The organism is Amycolatopsis eburnea (assembly GCF_003937945.1).
GTDB lineage: Bacteria > Actinomycetota > Actinomycetes > Mycobacteriales > Pseudonocardiaceae > Amycolatopsis > Amycolatopsis eburnea.
On sequence record NZ_RSEC01000036.1, the window covers coordinates 339240 to 352924 of the forward strand.

The 13685-nt window shown below is 73.6% G+C and carries 17 protein-coding genes; all 17 read right to left on the reverse strand.

Features of this window, described 5'->3' with window-relative positions; genetic code table 11:
* Positions 1–3 precede the first annotated feature (3 nt).
* The 17 genes from accA to EIY87_RS14225 all read right to left on the reverse strand — a co-directional run bounded on the left by accA (position 4) and on the right by EIY87_RS14225 (position 13554).
* Positions 4–1698 (reverse strand): acetyl-CoA carboxylase carboxyl transferase subunit alpha, encoded by a 1695-nt coding sequence (gene accA / locus EIY87_RS14150; protein ID WP_125308160.1) that lies wholly within the window; start codon positions 1696–1698, stop codon positions 4–6.
* Positions 1695–1862 carry a hypothetical protein gene (locus tag EIY87_RS47615; RefSeq protein ID WP_158641302.1) on the reverse strand — a complete coding sequence of 56 codons (168 nt, stop codon included), beginning with the start codon at positions 1860–1862 and terminating at the stop codon, positions 1695–1697. Before EIY87_RS47615 ends, accA begins: the two co-directional genes overlap by 4 nt.
* Complete coding sequence (locus EIY87_RS14155; RefSeq protein WP_225439866.1) at positions 1859–2173, reverse strand: antibiotic biosynthesis monooxygenase family protein; 315 nt, start codon at positions 2171–2173, stop codon at positions 1859–1861. The genes EIY87_RS47615 and EIY87_RS14155 overlap by 4 nt, the downstream gene beginning before the upstream one ends.
* A complete protein-coding gene (locus EIY87_RS14160; RefSeq protein ID WP_125308161.1) occupies positions 2170–2517 on the reverse strand; it encodes an antibiotic biosynthesis monooxygenase family protein in 348 nt (115 codons plus the stop codon). Before EIY87_RS14160 ends, EIY87_RS14155 begins: the two co-directional genes overlap by 4 nt.
* Positions 2517–3269, reverse strand: coding sequence for an SDR family NAD(P)-dependent oxidoreductase (locus EIY87_RS14165; protein WP_125308162.1), 753 nt, complete (start codon positions 3267–3269; stop codon positions 2517–2519). The genes EIY87_RS14160 and EIY87_RS14165 overlap by 1 nt, the downstream gene beginning before the upstream one ends.
* 35 nt (positions 3270–3304) lie before the next feature.
* Positions 3305–3766, reverse strand: a complete 462-nt coding sequence (locus EIY87_RS14170; protein WP_125308163.1) for a DUF1772 domain-containing protein — start codon at positions 3764–3766, stop codon at positions 3305–3307.
* A 28-nt stretch (positions 3767–3794) separates the two neighbouring features.
* Positions 3795–4253 carry an SRPBCC family protein gene (locus tag EIY87_RS14175; RefSeq protein ID WP_125308164.1) on the reverse strand — a complete coding sequence of 153 codons (459 nt, stop codon included), beginning with the start codon at positions 4251–4253 and terminating at the stop codon, positions 3795–3797.
* Between the two features lies 1 nt (position 4254).
* Entirely contained in the window at positions 4255–4515 is a 261-nt protein-coding gene (locus tag EIY87_RS14180) for an acyl carrier protein (protein WP_125308165.1), read from the reverse strand.
* Between the two features lie 23 nt (positions 4516–4538).
* The gene (locus tag EIY87_RS14185) at positions 4539–5744 is read right to left on the reverse strand and encodes a ketosynthase chain-length factor (RefSeq protein ID WP_125308166.1); all 1206 of its coding nucleotides are present in this window, start codon (positions 5742–5744) and stop codon (positions 4539–4541) included.
* A 91-nt stretch (positions 5745–5835) separates the two neighbouring features.
* Entirely contained in the window at positions 5836–6285 is a 450-nt protein-coding gene (locus tag EIY87_RS14190) for a DUF1772 domain-containing protein (RefSeq protein WP_125308167.1), read from the reverse strand.
* Positions 6282–7157 carry an NAD(P)-dependent oxidoreductase gene (locus EIY87_RS14195; protein ID WP_125308168.1) on the reverse strand — a complete coding sequence of 292 codons (876 nt, stop codon included), beginning with the start codon at positions 7155–7157 and terminating at the stop codon, positions 6282–6284. The genes EIY87_RS14190 and EIY87_RS14195 overlap by 4 nt, the downstream gene beginning before the upstream one ends.
* Positions 7154–7540 (reverse strand): SchA/CurD-like domain-containing protein, encoded by a 387-nt coding sequence (locus EIY87_RS14200; protein ID WP_125308169.1) that lies wholly within the window; start codon positions 7538–7540, stop codon positions 7154–7156. The genes EIY87_RS14195 and EIY87_RS14200 overlap by 4 nt, the downstream gene beginning before the upstream one ends.
* The gene (locus EIY87_RS14205; RefSeq protein WP_225439867.1) at positions 7540–9042 is read right to left on the reverse strand and encodes a peptide MFS transporter; all 1503 of its coding nucleotides are present in this window, start codon (positions 9040–9042) and stop codon (positions 7540–7542) included. The genes EIY87_RS14200 and EIY87_RS14205 overlap by 1 nt, the downstream gene beginning before the upstream one ends.
* Positions 9039–10661 carry an FAD-dependent oxidoreductase gene (locus EIY87_RS14210; RefSeq protein WP_125308170.1) on the reverse strand — a complete coding sequence of 541 codons (1623 nt, stop codon included), beginning with the start codon at positions 10659–10661 and terminating at the stop codon, positions 9039–9041. Before EIY87_RS14210 ends, EIY87_RS14205 begins: the two co-directional genes overlap by 4 nt.
* A 27-nt stretch (positions 10662–10688) precedes the next feature.
* On the reverse strand, positions 10689–11549 hold the full coding sequence (locus tag EIY87_RS14215; protein WP_125308171.1) for an LLM class flavin-dependent oxidoreductase: 861 nt from the start codon (positions 11547–11549) through the stop codon (positions 10689–10691).
* A gap of 23 nt (positions 11550–11572) precedes the next feature.
* Entirely contained in the window at positions 11573–12817 is a 1245-nt protein-coding gene (locus tag EIY87_RS14220; RefSeq protein WP_125308172.1) for an FAD-dependent oxidoreductase, read from the reverse strand.
* Entirely contained in the window at positions 12817–13554 is a 738-nt protein-coding gene (locus EIY87_RS14225; RefSeq protein ID WP_125308173.1) for an SDR family NAD(P)-dependent oxidoreductase, read from the reverse strand. The genes EIY87_RS14220 and EIY87_RS14225 overlap by 1 nt, the downstream gene beginning before the upstream one ends.
* Between the last annotated feature and the right edge of the window lie 131 nt (positions 13555–13685).

A 13685-nucleotide genomic window follows, 5' to 3' on the forward strand; every position in this document is an offset into this window, starting at 1 on the left:
GCTTCAGCTCCGTTCCCGCGCCGCGTCGAGCGTCCCGAACCGGCGGAACTTCGCCCGCCGGGCCGCGGCCAGCCCGGCGCCGTCCTGACCTCGCAGCTCCCTCAGCGCGCACACGACGGCGTCGCGCACGAGCAGTCCCGCACCAGCCGGGTCGCGGTGCGCGCCACCGGGCGGCTCGGGCACCACCCCGTCGACGACCCCCAGCTCCAGCAGCGACCTCGCGTCGACGCGCAACGCCTCCGCGGCGGCGCCGGCGGCGGCCGGGTCGCGCCAGAGGATCGCGGCGCAGCCCTCGGGGCTGATCACCGAGTAGGTCGCGTTCTCGCACAGCAGCACCCGGTCGGCGACGGCCAGCGCGAGCGCGCCGCCGCTGCCGCCTTCGCCGGTGACGACGGCGACCACCGGCACCCGCAACCCGCCGAGCACCCGCAGGCACTCCGCGATCGCCCCGGCCTGCCCGGCGCGTTCGGCGTCGAGGCCGGGGTGCGCGCCCGGGGTGTCGATCAGGGTCACCACCGGCACGCCGAGCTTGCCGGCCAGCCGCATCAGCCGGGCCGCCTTGCGGTAGCCCGCGGGCGAGGGCATGCCGAAGTTGCGGCGCACCAGCTCGTCGGTCGCGTGGCCCTTCTGGTGGCCGATCAGCATGACCGGCAGCCCGTCGAGGACGGCGAGGCCGCCGACGATCGCCGGGCAGTCCTCGCCCGCGCGGTCGCCGTGCAGCTCGACGAAGCCGTCGAGCCAGGTGAGCGCGTGGTCGAGCGCGGTCGGCCGGTCCGGGTGCCGGGCCAGCTCGACGACCTCGCGGACGTCCCGCTCCGGCAGGTCGGCGGCTTCCCGGAGCACCGGGTCGGTGTCGCCCGCCGCCCAGTCCGGGTCGCCCGGCCGGGTGGCCGAGCACAGCGCGGCCAGCACGAACGGCAGCTCCGCGCGGGCGCGGACGTCGTCGACGAGCCCGTGCTCCAGCAGGAACTCCGCGGATTGGAAGCCCTCGGGCAGCCGCTGGCGGATCGTCTGCTCGATCACGCGCGGCCCGGCGAAACCCATGCGGGCCCCGGGTTCGGCGATGATCACGTCGGACAGCGTCGCGAACGACGCGGCGACGCCGCCGAACGTCGGGTCGGTGACGAGGGTGACGGTGAGCAGCCCGGCCTCGTCCAGCTCGGCCATCGCGTTGCTGGTCTTGGCCATCTGCACCAGCGAGAGCACGCCCTCCTGCATCCGGGCCCCACCGGACGCGGTGACCAGCAGCAGCGGGACGCGGTCGGCGAGCGCCGTCTCGGCGGCGGTCGTGATCGCCTCGCCGGCGGCCGCCCCCAGGCTGCCGCCGAGGAAGCCGAAGTCCATCACCGCGGCCACCACCGGCGCGCCGCGAACGGTGCCGCGCGCGACGAGCACCGCGTCGGTGCCGCCGGTGGTCTCCCGGGCCTTGGCCAGCCGGCGCTCGTAGGGCTGCAGGTCGGTGAACCCCAGCGGGTCGTGCACCGTCGCGCCCGGCTCGACGAACTCGGCCGAGCCCGGGTCGAACAGCAGGTCCAGCCGTTCCGCCGCGGTCAGCCGGAAGTACCGGCCGCACTCGTAGCAGACCTTGGCCCCGCGCTCCAGGCGCTTGCGGTAGAGCAGCGACCGGCAGTCCGGGCAGGACAGCCACTCCTCCTCCACCGCCTCCCCCGGCGGCCGGTTCGTCACCGATGTCGTCATGCCGCTCCGTCTCCCTCATGCGTGTCGAAGGGGTCTTCGTCGTGGTCGGGGGCCGGGGTGAACGGCGGCTGCCCGGCCAGCGCGCTCCCGCACTCGATCAGCGCGGCGAGCACCGTGCGGCCCACCGCCCGCCACCGCGGGTCCACCGCCGTGTCCGGGTTCACGACGCGGTGTGGGTCGCGGCGACGCGGTACACGGCGAACGGCCGGTCCAGGGACAGGTCCCGGTAGGGCCGCAGCGGCGCCGTCTGCTCCTTGTGCCCGGCGCCCCGCTCCCAGGCGTCGAACGCGGCCAGGTCCGTCCAGGAACTGACCACCACGAACCCGTTTTCCGCGTGGACCGAGCGCAGCAGCTCGTTGCCGAGCAGGCCCGGCACGCCCTCGAGCCGCCGGCTCGCTTCGTGGTAGGCGGCTTCGATGCCGGCGGCGTCGTCGGCCAGGTGGTAGAGCAGGACGCGCACGCCGCCGTCGGTCACCGGGCCACCGCCCAGTCCGCGTGCGCGCGCCCGGCGTCCGCGGTGCCCGGCAGGTGCGCGACCACGTGCATGGTCGTCATCGAGCCGCCGGAGCGGTACGGGTGCAGCTTCTGCCGGTGCTCCAGGTGCCGCTCGCTGGTCTCGAACTCGCGGAACTTCGGCTCGTCGACCCAGTCGCTGACGATGTAGTAGACGTTCTCCTCGTCCGACCGCGACAGCCACTGGCCGAGGTTCGCCGGGTGCGACGTCACCGAGCCGCCGATCTCCGTCCACACGCGCTCGAACTCGCCGCCGAGGCCGGGCTTGATCTCCATCCGCAGCATCACGCGGAACGCCGTGGCCATCACGCGATCCCGCCGTCGACCGGGATGACCGCGCCGGTGACGTACCGCGCGGAGTCACCGGCCAGCCAGAGCACGGCGCCGGCGATGTCGTCCGGCGTGCCCAGCCGGCCCAGCGCCGTCTTGTCGCTGTAGCGCTGGATCATCTGCGCGCGCTGCTCTTCCGGCATCGCGTCGATGGCCTCGGTGTGGATCATGCCGAGCGACAGGACGTTGAAGCGGATCCCCCGCGGGCCCAGTTCCCGGGCCACCGAGCGGTTGAGCCCGTGCAGGGCCGCCTTCGTCGTCGTGTAGTGCGCGCGCAGCGGGATCCCGACCTCGATCGACTTCGAGCTGAGGCTCATGACCGAGCTGCCCTCGCGCAGCAGCGGAAGCGCGCCCTGGATGACAAGGTGCACCGCGGTGACGTTCGTGGTCAGCGTGCGCTGCCAGTCCTCGAGTGACAGCTTGTCGTAGGGGACGTGGTTGATGATCGCGGCGTTGTTGACGATGACGTCCAGCTGCCCGAAACGCGCCTGGCACTCGCCGAGCAGCTCGGTGATCTGCGCCGGGTCGGCCAGGTCGGCGCGCACGACGTGGTGGTTGCCGCCGATCTCCTTCAGCTCGCGCTCCAGGGACAGCGCGGCCTCGCCCTCCTGCCGGTAGCAGGTGATGACGTCGACGCCGGCCCGCGCGAGGGCGAGCACCACCCCGCGGCCGACCCCGCGCGTCCCGCCGGTCACGAGGGCTTTCTTGCCTGCCAAACCGAAATTCATCGCTTCCTCCGTGTTCTGGTGGTGGGCGCCGCGGCTCACAGCGAGAGGCCGAGCGCGAGGCAGTTGGCGACCAGGGCGAGCACCGCGAGCGCCGTGCGCGTCCGGTTCCACCGCCCCCACGCCGGCCGCGGGTCGCGGCCGGCGAAGTCGGCGGGCAGGTCGTCCGGGTCGAGGGCGCGCACCCACTTGTTGACCGGGACGTTCTTGAGCAGGGAGATGGTGATCGTGGCCAGTGCGAACGCCGTCGCGGCCAGGAACAGCGGCCGCGTGCCCGCCGCGTCCGCGAACACCGCGAGCACGACGTCGCCCAGCGCGGTCACGATCAGGCAGATCGGCATGAACGGGTCGTAGCGCGTGGCGAAGAAGGCGTGCGCGTGCACGTACCGGTCCGCCGGCAGGCTCACGAGCAGCGGCCAGCCCCCGAGCTGGGTTCCCATCAGCACTCCCGCGGCGAGGCCGTTGGCCAGCAGCACCAGCGGGACGAGCACCTGCAGCACCGCGCACCTCCTTCTTCGGTTCCGCCGGTCAGACCGCGGCGCGCGCGGCGGCCTCGACCTTGTCCTTGATGAGCCGCATCTGCACCGGGGTGTTGCGGTTCAGCCGGTCCTGCATGGCCTGGTCGCCGACCGGCGCCTGCGGCTTCATCTCGAAGTCCTGGACCCAGCGCATGCGCGTGCCGTCCGGGGTCTCGAAGTACTCCCAGAAGATCCACATGTACTTGAACGGGCCGGTTTCGACGCGCTGCGAGCGCACGGTGTGCGTGGCCTCGTCCGGCGTCCGCGCGGACACCCAGCTCCAGACCTTGCCGTTCTCGTCGGGGTGCAGCGCGAGCCGGAACCGGATCGTGCCGTCCTTTTCGGACAGCACGGTCGCCTCGGAGTACTCGCTGAACAACGCCGTCCACGCCGGGATGTCGTTGGTCATCGCCCAGACGAGGTCGAGCGGGGCGTCGATGACGATCTCGTTGTCGGTGTGCCCGGCCATCTCAGACGGCCGCCTTCGCGAGCAGGTCGTTGACGAACGCCACGGCGTCGCCGGGCGTGGTCGTCTCGGACACGGCCTCGTCGGGCAGGACCACGCCGTAGCGGCGCTCGACCTGGCTGCGCAGCTCCAGCAGGGCCAAGGAGTCGTAGCCGAGGTCGGAGAACTCGACGCCGGTGATGTCGCCGTCCAGCTCGACGCCTTCGTCGACGCCGGCGCTGGCCGTCATGATCTCCTTCAGCTCCACCATGGTGAACTCGCTCATCGGTTGCTCCGTTCCTTCGTTCTTCACGGGCGGCGCAGGACCAGCGCCGCGGTGAACCCGCCGTGCCCGCGGGCCAGCACGAGCGCCGTGCGCAGGTCCGCGTCGCGCGGGCGGGTGACCAGGTCGATGTCGCAGCCGGGAGCGAGCCGCTCCGGGCCTGCCGTGTGCGGGACGACGCCCGCCCGCATGGCGAGCAGGGCGGTGGCGGCGTCGAGCGCCGCGCCGCCGCCGTAGAGCCGTCCGGTGAGCGTCTTCGGCGCGGTGACCGGTACCGACCCTGGTCCGAACGTCTCGACGAGGGCTCGAGCTTCGATCAGGTCGGCGGCCGGGACCCCGGCGGCGTCGGCGAACACCACGTCCACTTCGGACGGTCCGATCCCGGCGTCGGCCAGCGCCCGCTCGATGGTCCGCCGCAGCACCGGCGGCCGGGCCGAGCCGGGCGGCGGGTCGAACCCGGCGGCGTAGCCGGCGACGACCCCGTACGGCTCGGCACCGCGGGCGGCGGCACCGCCGGCGCTCTCCAGGATCAGGATCGCGCCCCCTTCACCCGGCAGGTACCCGGACGCTTCGGCGTCGAAGGGGACGTACGCCCGCGCCGGATCGTCCACTGTAGACAAAGCACCGGTGGACAGCTGGGCCACCAGGCCGTACGGGCACAGCGACGCGTCGGTGCCGCCGCTGACGACTACCCGCGAGCCGCCGCGGATCAGCCGCCGGGCCTGCCCGAGCACGTCGAGGCCGCCCGCCTGCTCGCAGGCGAGCACCCCGCACGGGCCGCGCATGCCGTGCCGGATCGAGATCTGGCCGGTGGTGGCGGCGTAGAACCAGGCGATCGACTGGTAGGCGCCGACCCACGACGGGCCGTTCCGGTACAGGCGCTCCATCTCGTGCTGGCCGAACTCGGTGCCGCCGGACGAGCTCGAGGTGACCACGGCCATTTCGAACTCGGGCACGCTCGCCGGGTCGAGCGCGGCGTCGGCCAGCGCGTCCGCCGCGGCGGCGAGGCCAAGGTGCGTCCAGTGGTCGGTCTGCGGGATCAGCCGGCCGGGAACGCGTTCCTTCGCGGAGAACCCGGGCACCTGCCCCGCGTGCTTGACGGGGTAGCCGGAGGCGTCGAAGCGGTCGATGCGGGCGATCCCCGACTTGCCCGCCAGCACCGCCTCCCAGTGCGCCGCCGCGCCGATCCCGGTCGGCGCGACCACGCCGATCCCGGTGACAACCGTGCTCATCGGTGCCCTCCACGACAAAGGAATCCAACTTCGGGGTCAAGAATGCGCAGCACTGCTGAAGATGACCTAGGACCGGACTCGAAACCGGTTTTCACGCCGGCACGAGCGCGGCCGCGTTGACCAGGACCGCCAGCAGCGCCAGCGTGGTCCGCAGCAGGTGGAAGCGCCGCCAGAGCGGCCGGGGGTCGCGCCAGCCCGCCGGGATGCGTTCCGGGTCGAGCTCCTTCACGACGCGGTTGATCGGCACGTTGCAGAAGTGCGAAACCACCGAAACCGCCAGCAGCAGAACCGCCGCGATCGCGAACAGCGCGTTGCGCGAATCGGCCAGGAAAACGAGCACCACGTCGATCGCGGTCGACGACAAGACGATGACCGGCATCGTCGGGTCCCAGCGCCGCCCGATCAGCTGGTGGGCGTAGACGTACCGGTCGGCGGGCATCGCGATCAGGGCGGGCAGCACGCTCAGCGCCACCGCGAACAGCACCCCGGCCACGACGCCGCTGCCGGCCAGCACCGCGACGGACAGCAGCCACGTGATCATGGCCGGACAGCCGCCCGGGCGAGGTCGACGACGGCGGCCGCGTCGTCGTCGCCGCGGCCCAGTGCCAGCAGTTCCGCGAAGCGCTCGGCCGTCCGCGACGTCAGCGGCAGCTCGGCGCCGTGCCGCTCCGCCTCCGTCGTCGCCAGGCTGAGGTCCTTGTGCATCAACGCCGTCCGGAACGCGGCCGGGCGGTAGGCGCGCCGCCGCATGAACTCCCCGCGGAACGCCAGCACCGGCGACCGCCAGCCGCTGCCGTCGACCGCGTCCAGCAGCAGGTCCCGGTCGAGGCCGAGCGACTCGGCGAACGCGACCGCTTCGGCCAGCCCGGCCGTCTGCACACCGAGCAGCAGGTTGAGCGCCAGCTTCAGCACGCCGGCGCTGCCCGGCCCGCCGAGGTGGCGAACGTCCTTGCCCAGCGCGGAAAGCACCGGCGCGACGTCGTCGGCCCACGCGCGTTCCCCGGCCGTGAACACCCGGAGCCCGCCGGACGCGGCCATCTTCGGGTTGCCGATCACGCACGCCTCGACCCGGCGGACCCCCAGCGCGTCGAGCCGCTCGGTGATCTCCCCGGCGAAGGCGGGCGAGACGGTCGACGTGTCCACAATGGTCAGTCCGGGCCGCAGCCGGGTGGCCAGGCCCTCGAAGACCACTTGCGTCACGGCGGCCTCGTCGGCGAGGCTGAGCAGCACGACGTCGCCGTCCGCCGCCTCCGCCGGTGACGCGGTGATCCGCGCGCCCGCCTCGGCGAGCGGCGCAGCCTTGGCCGCGGTGCGGTTGTACGCGGTGACGTCGAAGCCCGCGGCGAGCAGCGAGCGGGCCATGCCACCGCCCATCATGCCCAGGCCGATCACCCCGATCCGGGTCAGCGTCATGGCCGGCTCCCCGCCGGGTGGGTGTCCACCGACAGCTGGGAAACGCAGCGCATGGTCGCGTTCCGGAAGTACTCGGCGAACCCGGCGGCGCTGTCGGTCTCGCGCTGCTCGGCCAGGTACGGCGCGAGCTCGTGCTCGACCGTGTGCACGCCGCGCTGAGCGGCCATGTGCTTGCCGATCGCGGAGAAGTCGCCTTCGAAGTGGATGAACCGCACCACGATGTCGTCCTGGACGAACACCGCCGTGCCGAGCAGCCGGCCGGCCGCCTCGCCGCCGTCCCCGCGGAAGTCCGGGGTGTCGACCCGTTGGAACCGGGCGAAGATGTCGGCGATCTCGTCCTCGTGCCCGGGCTTGACCCGGTAGCTGATGGCTGCGTACGGCATTACGCTTGTCCTTTCCGGACTTCGGAGTCGATGCCGCTCGCCAGGGCGGCGCCCAGCGTGCGGCGGGTCACCAGGAAGACGGCGCCGGCGACGACGGCCGCCCCGCCGAGCGCGGCGTAGTAGACGGGCTCGCTCACCGCGGCGCTGAGCCGCACGAGCATGCTGCCCAGCCCGCCACCGAGCGCGGCGAACAACCACAGCAGCCCGATCACGCGCCCGACGAACGCGGGCCCGAGCACGTCGGCGGCCGAGGAGATCGCGACCGCCGCGATGATCACCTCGCCCGCGGCGTGCAGCAGGTAGACCAGCGCCAGCCAGGCCAGCGACACCCGCTCGCCGTCCGCGGCGAACGACGAGCCGACGGCCATCACCAGGAACCCGGCGCCGACCATGAGCAGCCCGGCGCCGAGCTTCACCCCGACCCCGCCCGCGTTCGGCAGCACCGCGGCGACGACCGGGGCGAGCAGCAGGATGAACGCCGGCGTGGCCGCCTGCAGCCAGCTGGCCGGGATGGCCAGCCCGAACACCGCCAGGTCGGTGTGGTCGCGCGCGAACAGCGTCAGCAGGGACGCCGAATGCGCGATGATGATCCAGAACAGCGTCGCCCCGAGGCACACGGCGAGGTAGCCGCGCAGCCGGCGCCGCCCGGACGCGGTCAGCCCCGGGTTCCGGTACAGCGTCGCGTACCCGGCCACCGGCAACGCGATGCTGAGCACGCTCGCCACCATGATGGCGGCGGTCGCCGACAGCCTGCCGGTCACCGCCAGCACCACGACGAGGACGACGGCGGCGCCGAGCACCAGGCCCGCCCCGCGCAGGGCCCGGGTCCGCTCGGCCGCCGTGGCCGGGCGGCCCGGGCGCAGGCCGGTGCCGCCGAACTGCCGCACCGAGAACACCAGCAGCAGCGCGGTCGCCAGGACGGCGGCCGAGGCGACCGAAAACCCGAGGTGCCAGCTGACCTTCTCGCCGAGGTAGCCGGTGACCAGCGGCGCGGCCAGCGCCGAGACCTGGACCCCGACGTACATCAGCGAGATGCCGGACTCGCGGCCGCGGCGGCCGTCGAACATCAGGTTGATCAGCGCCTGGTGGTTGGGCTTGAACAGCCCGCCGCCCGCGGCCAGCAGGACCAGCCCGGCGGCGGTGGCCCAGCCGGTCGGCGCGGCCAGCGCCAGGTAGCCGGCGCCGCTGAGCACGCACCCGCACAGCAGCGCCCGCCACTGCCCGAGCAGCCGGTCCCCGATCCAGCCGCCGGGCAGCGACAGCAGGAACATCACGCTGATCCAGGCGCCGAACAACGCGGCCGCGTCCGCCGGGCGCAGGCCGAGCCCGCCGCGTTCGAGCGGCGCGGCGGCGTACAGCACGAGGATCGCCTGCATGCCGTAGAACCCGAAGCGCTCCAACGTGTCCGTGACGAACAGCGTCGTGTACCAGCGCGGCATGCGCCGCAGCGACACCGTGCCGCCGGCGGCGGCCGCGGTCCGGTCGGTCTCCGGGGCGCTCACGCCGCACCCTCCGGCGGGAGCCCGCTGGCGCGGGTCAGCGCGGCGGCGAGCACGGTGTCCTGGTCGGCGACCTTGCCGGCGGACCGCCACGCGACGAAGGCGTCCGGCCGCACGAGCACGGCGCCGTCCGCCGAAACGCCGTAAGCCGCTGCCCAGTCGCGGTCGACCGCCGTCAGCTCGCGGCCGTCGACGACGTGCACCTCCAGCGGCAGGCCGGTCTGCTTGGCGACGCGCTCGGCGGCCTCGACCCAGCCGTTGCCCCGGGACGCGGTCAGCAGCACGAACCCGCCCCAGAACAGGTCTATTGTGGACAGCCGCGCGCCGTCGCGCTCCAGCCAGACGTGCGGGGCGCGGGTGCCCGGCTCGCCGGCCAGCTCGAGGCCGGGACTGAGCGTCGGCGCGTCCGGCTGCCCGCCGGTGATCGCGTCCGAGTGGTAGCGGTAGCCGAGCGTGATGATGATGTCGTCGACCAGCGACGCGCGGGTCTCCTCGTCGGCGTAGCCGTGCCGGATCCGGTTGCGCACCATGGCCTGGCGGGCCATCGCCCCGCCGACCCCGCGCCGCTCGGCGTCGTAGCTGTCGAGCAGCGGGTCGCCCGCCGTCCCGGCCAGCACGGCGGCGATCTTCCAGGCCAGGTTGTGCGCGTCGTGGATGCCGGTGTTGGCCCCGAACCCGCCGGCCGGCGGGTGCACGTGGGCGGCGTCGCCGGCCAGGAAGACGCGCCCGCGGCGGAAGGTCTCGGCCACCAGCTGCGCGCCCTGCCACGGCACCTTCGCGACGATCTCGACGGCCATGTCCGGCACCCCGGCGGCGGTCCGCACGATCTCGACGCAGCGCTCGTCCGGGTAGTCGGCCGGCGTCTCGCCCTTCTCCGGGTAGTACAGCGGCGCGGCCAGCCACGGGTCGGCGCCGTGCAGCCGGGACAGGCCCATCAGCGTGCCGGGCGCGGCGGTGGCGTAGCAGAGGATGAACTTGCGGTCCTTGAGCACCTTCGTCAGCTCCGGCGCGCGGAAGTACACGCTCAGCGCGTTGAACACGGTGCCGATCCCGGTCCGCTCGACGCCGAGGGCACCGCGGATCTTGCTGCCCGCGCCGTCCGCGCCGACCAGGTAGTCGGCCCGGACCGTGCTTTCCTCGCCGGTGGCCAGGTCCTTGATCCGCGCGGTGACGCCGTCCTCGTCCTGGGTGAACGAGGTCAGCTTGGTGCCGAACCGGATGTCGGCGCCCGCGTCGGACGCCAGCTCGGCCAGCACCCGCTCGTAGCGGTCCTGGCCGCAGCCCATCACGCGCTCCGGGCTGACGGTCGGGCCGTCCAGCGACGGCGCCTCCAGCACCTCGGCGTCGTCGATTTCGGCGAACGTGCGGACCTGGATGATCCCGCCTTCGAAGTACGGGTGGGAGTCGCCGACCTCGAGGGCCCGGATCTCCTTGTTCACCCCGGCCGCGCGGAACAGCTCCATGGTGCGGGCCTGCAGGCCGGGCGCGCGCGGCAGCGTGGACGTGCCGTCCCGCTGCTCCACCAGCAGCGGCCCGACGCCGTGACGCGCCAGGAACAGCGCGGTCGAGATGCCGACCGGGCCGGCCCCGACGACGAGCACCGGCACTCGGATGTCAGTCATGCGTTTTCCTTCGCTCGAGGGCCGGGTTCAGGACAGGCAGAGCTTGGCCAGCTCGTCGAGCTGGTCCACATCGGACGTGCAGGGGAACAGCAGCAGCTCGTCGCAGCCGGCCTCGGCGTAGGCGTCGATCGCCTCGCGCAGCCGGGTTTCGTCGGAGATGACGCCGTTCGCCAGGAACTGCGCCTTCTCGCCCATGTAGGAGTAGTAGTCGAGCAGGTAGCGGCCGCCGGCCGCCTTGCGCTCCTCGCCGAGGGCGACGTAGGTGAGCGCGCCGAGCTTCGGGGTGTCCGTGCGCCCCGCCGCCGCGAACGCCGCGCGGACCTGGTCGGCCTGCTGCGGGTAGCGGGAAACCGGACCGCCGCCGGACACCCAGCCGATGCCGTGCTCCGCGGCGCGCCGCACGAACGCGGGCGAATTGCCCCCGGCCCAGATCGGGACCGCCGCGCCGTTCGAAGGTTTCGGGCCGATGCCGGGAACCGGGCCGCGCCCGGCCCACACCTCCTTCAGCTCGGCCAGCAGTTCGTCGAGCCACTTGCCGCGGGTGTGGAAGTCGACGCCGGTGGCGAGGAAGTCGTCCTCGCGCCCGCCGGCGGCGACGCCGACCACCAGCCGCCCGCCGGACAGCCGGTCGACGCTGGCCAGCTGCTTGGCCAGCAGCGCCGCGCTCGGCCAGTAGCCGGCCAGCAGGATGGTCGGGGCCAGGGTGATGCGGCTGGTGGCGGCGGCCGCCGCGGCCAGCGCCACCGTGGCGTCGTAGCTGTCGTAGACCAGCCGGTCGAGCACGGCGAGCGTGCTGAACCCGAGCTCGTCCGCGCGGGCGGCGAACTCGACCAGCTGCCGTCCGTCCGTGCCGGGAACGGTGTTGGGCAGGCCAACTCCGATGTCCATGGTTCGTCCTTTCCGTCTCGGGGTCAGCCGGCCGCGTTCGCCGTGAGCACCGACTCGTCGAAATCGATCCGCTTCAGCGACCACCGCGCCACCTGCAGCGACGTGGCGACCGCGGCGGTGGCGTAGCCGAGCATTTCCGCCTGGTACCGCTCGGAAGCCGCGGCCACCGGCTGCTCGCCGCGGTCGGCGGCGAGCAGTTCGCGGGTGAGCGTGGCGGCGTCGCGCACCGCCGTGTTCGCGCCGACCCCGCCCGACGGCGGCATCGCGTGGACGGCGTCGCCGAGCGGGATCACCGGCCCGGGCGCCCACGGCTCGATCGGCGCGCACGCCCGGACCGCCACTGGGAACGTCTCGGGGATGTCCGCGTACTCCAGGACGGCCCGCAGGTGCGGGTGCCAGCCGGTGGTCCGCTCCCGGACCAGCCGCCACAGCTCGGCACCGCTCAGCGCGAGGAACTGCTCGTCCGGCATCCCGGTCGCGGTGCGGTGCATGGAGAAGACCGACATGAAGTAGTCCTCTGTGGACTCGAGCGCCTGCTCCGGCCACAGCCGGGCCGCCGCCGTCGCCGGGTCGGTCCGGAAGACCATCGGCATCAGGCCGAGCTTGTGCTCGTCCGAGCCGATCACCCAGGTGAACCGGTCCTGCAGGATCTCCGGCAGTTCGGCGCGCAGCCGGCCGGTCAGCGGGATCCGCCCGAAGATCGTGCGGACGCCGAGGTCCCGCGGTTCGGCGAAGCCCTGGGCCCGGCGGAGGACGGAGTTCGCGCCGTCCGCGGCGACCAGCACGTCCCCGGTGTCGACGCTGCCGTCGGCGAACCGCACGGCGACCGTGCCGTCCGGCCGGACCTCGTGCCGCGTGTAGCGCTTCCCGAAGTGGACGGCGTCCTCGATGCCGGCCAGCAGCACCCGCCGCAGGGTGACCCGGTCGACGGCGTCGACCTTGTCGGCCGCGCCGGCCCGCGGGTCGCTCATCTCCGGTGTCCACTGTGGAGCGAGGTGCTCGTCGTAGATCGCCATGCCGAAGCCGTAGCGGCTGTTGGCCGTCGCGGTCAGCAGCGCCTGCGCGCGCTCGGGCAGGCACTCCCGCAGCGCCTTCTCGCCGTCGGGGCTGATGTGCAGCCGGTAGCCCTGGTTGCGCCCGCGGATCGAGCCGTCGCGCTCGTGCACGGAGACGTCGATGCCGGCCTTGCGCAGCCCCTGGGCCAGGCACAGCCCGCCGACGCCGCCACCGATGACGACGACCCGCAGGCCGCGGCGCGCGGTGCCCATCAGACGCCGCCGTCGACGTTGAGGGTGACCCCGCTGATGTACTTCGACGTGTCCCCGGCCAGGAACAGCACGGCGCCCGCGACGTCGTCCGGCTGGCAGATCCGCCCGAGCGCGGTCATCCCGACGATCCGCTCGACCGCGTGCGGCGGCAGCCCGGCGCCCGGCTCGGTCTCGGTGAGGCCGGGCGCGACGGTGTTGACGCGGATGCCGCGCGGGCCGAGTTCCTTGCACAGCCCGCGGGTGAAGCCGATCAGTGCCGCCTTCGACGCGGTGTAGTGCACGCCGTTGACGCGGCCGCGCAGCGCGACCGACGACCCGACGTTGACCACCGAAGCGCCGTCGGCCAGCAGGTCGAGCACCGCCTGGGTGACCAGGTAGGCCGACGTCACGTTGTGGTCGATCAGGCGGGCCCATTCGGCGTCGTCGATGTCCCCGAACGGGACCCCGCCGTCGACCCCGACGTTGTTGACGACGACGTCGAGCCCGCCGCACTCGGCGCGCACGGTTTCCGCCAGCCGCGCGACTTCCGCGCGGTCGGTGACGTCGGCCTGCACCAGCCGGTGCTGCTCGCCGAGCGCCTTCAGCTCGCGCGCCAGGCTTTCCGCCGCCTCGTCCCCGGTCCGGTGGCCGGCGAGCACCGTGGCCCCGGCCCGGGCGAAGGCGAGCACCGTGGCCCGCCCGATCCCCTTGGTGCCACCGGTCACCAGCACCCGTTTGCCCCGCAGTCCCTGCTCCACGCCGACGCCCCTTCCTGGCGGACCTGCACGTTGGCCGTGAGCCTGGCAAGCGGCGCTGAACCGGAACTCGAACCCGGGTGGAGCCCGCCGGTTCGAAGCGGGTTCGAGCCGCGCTCCACCTCGCGGTGGAA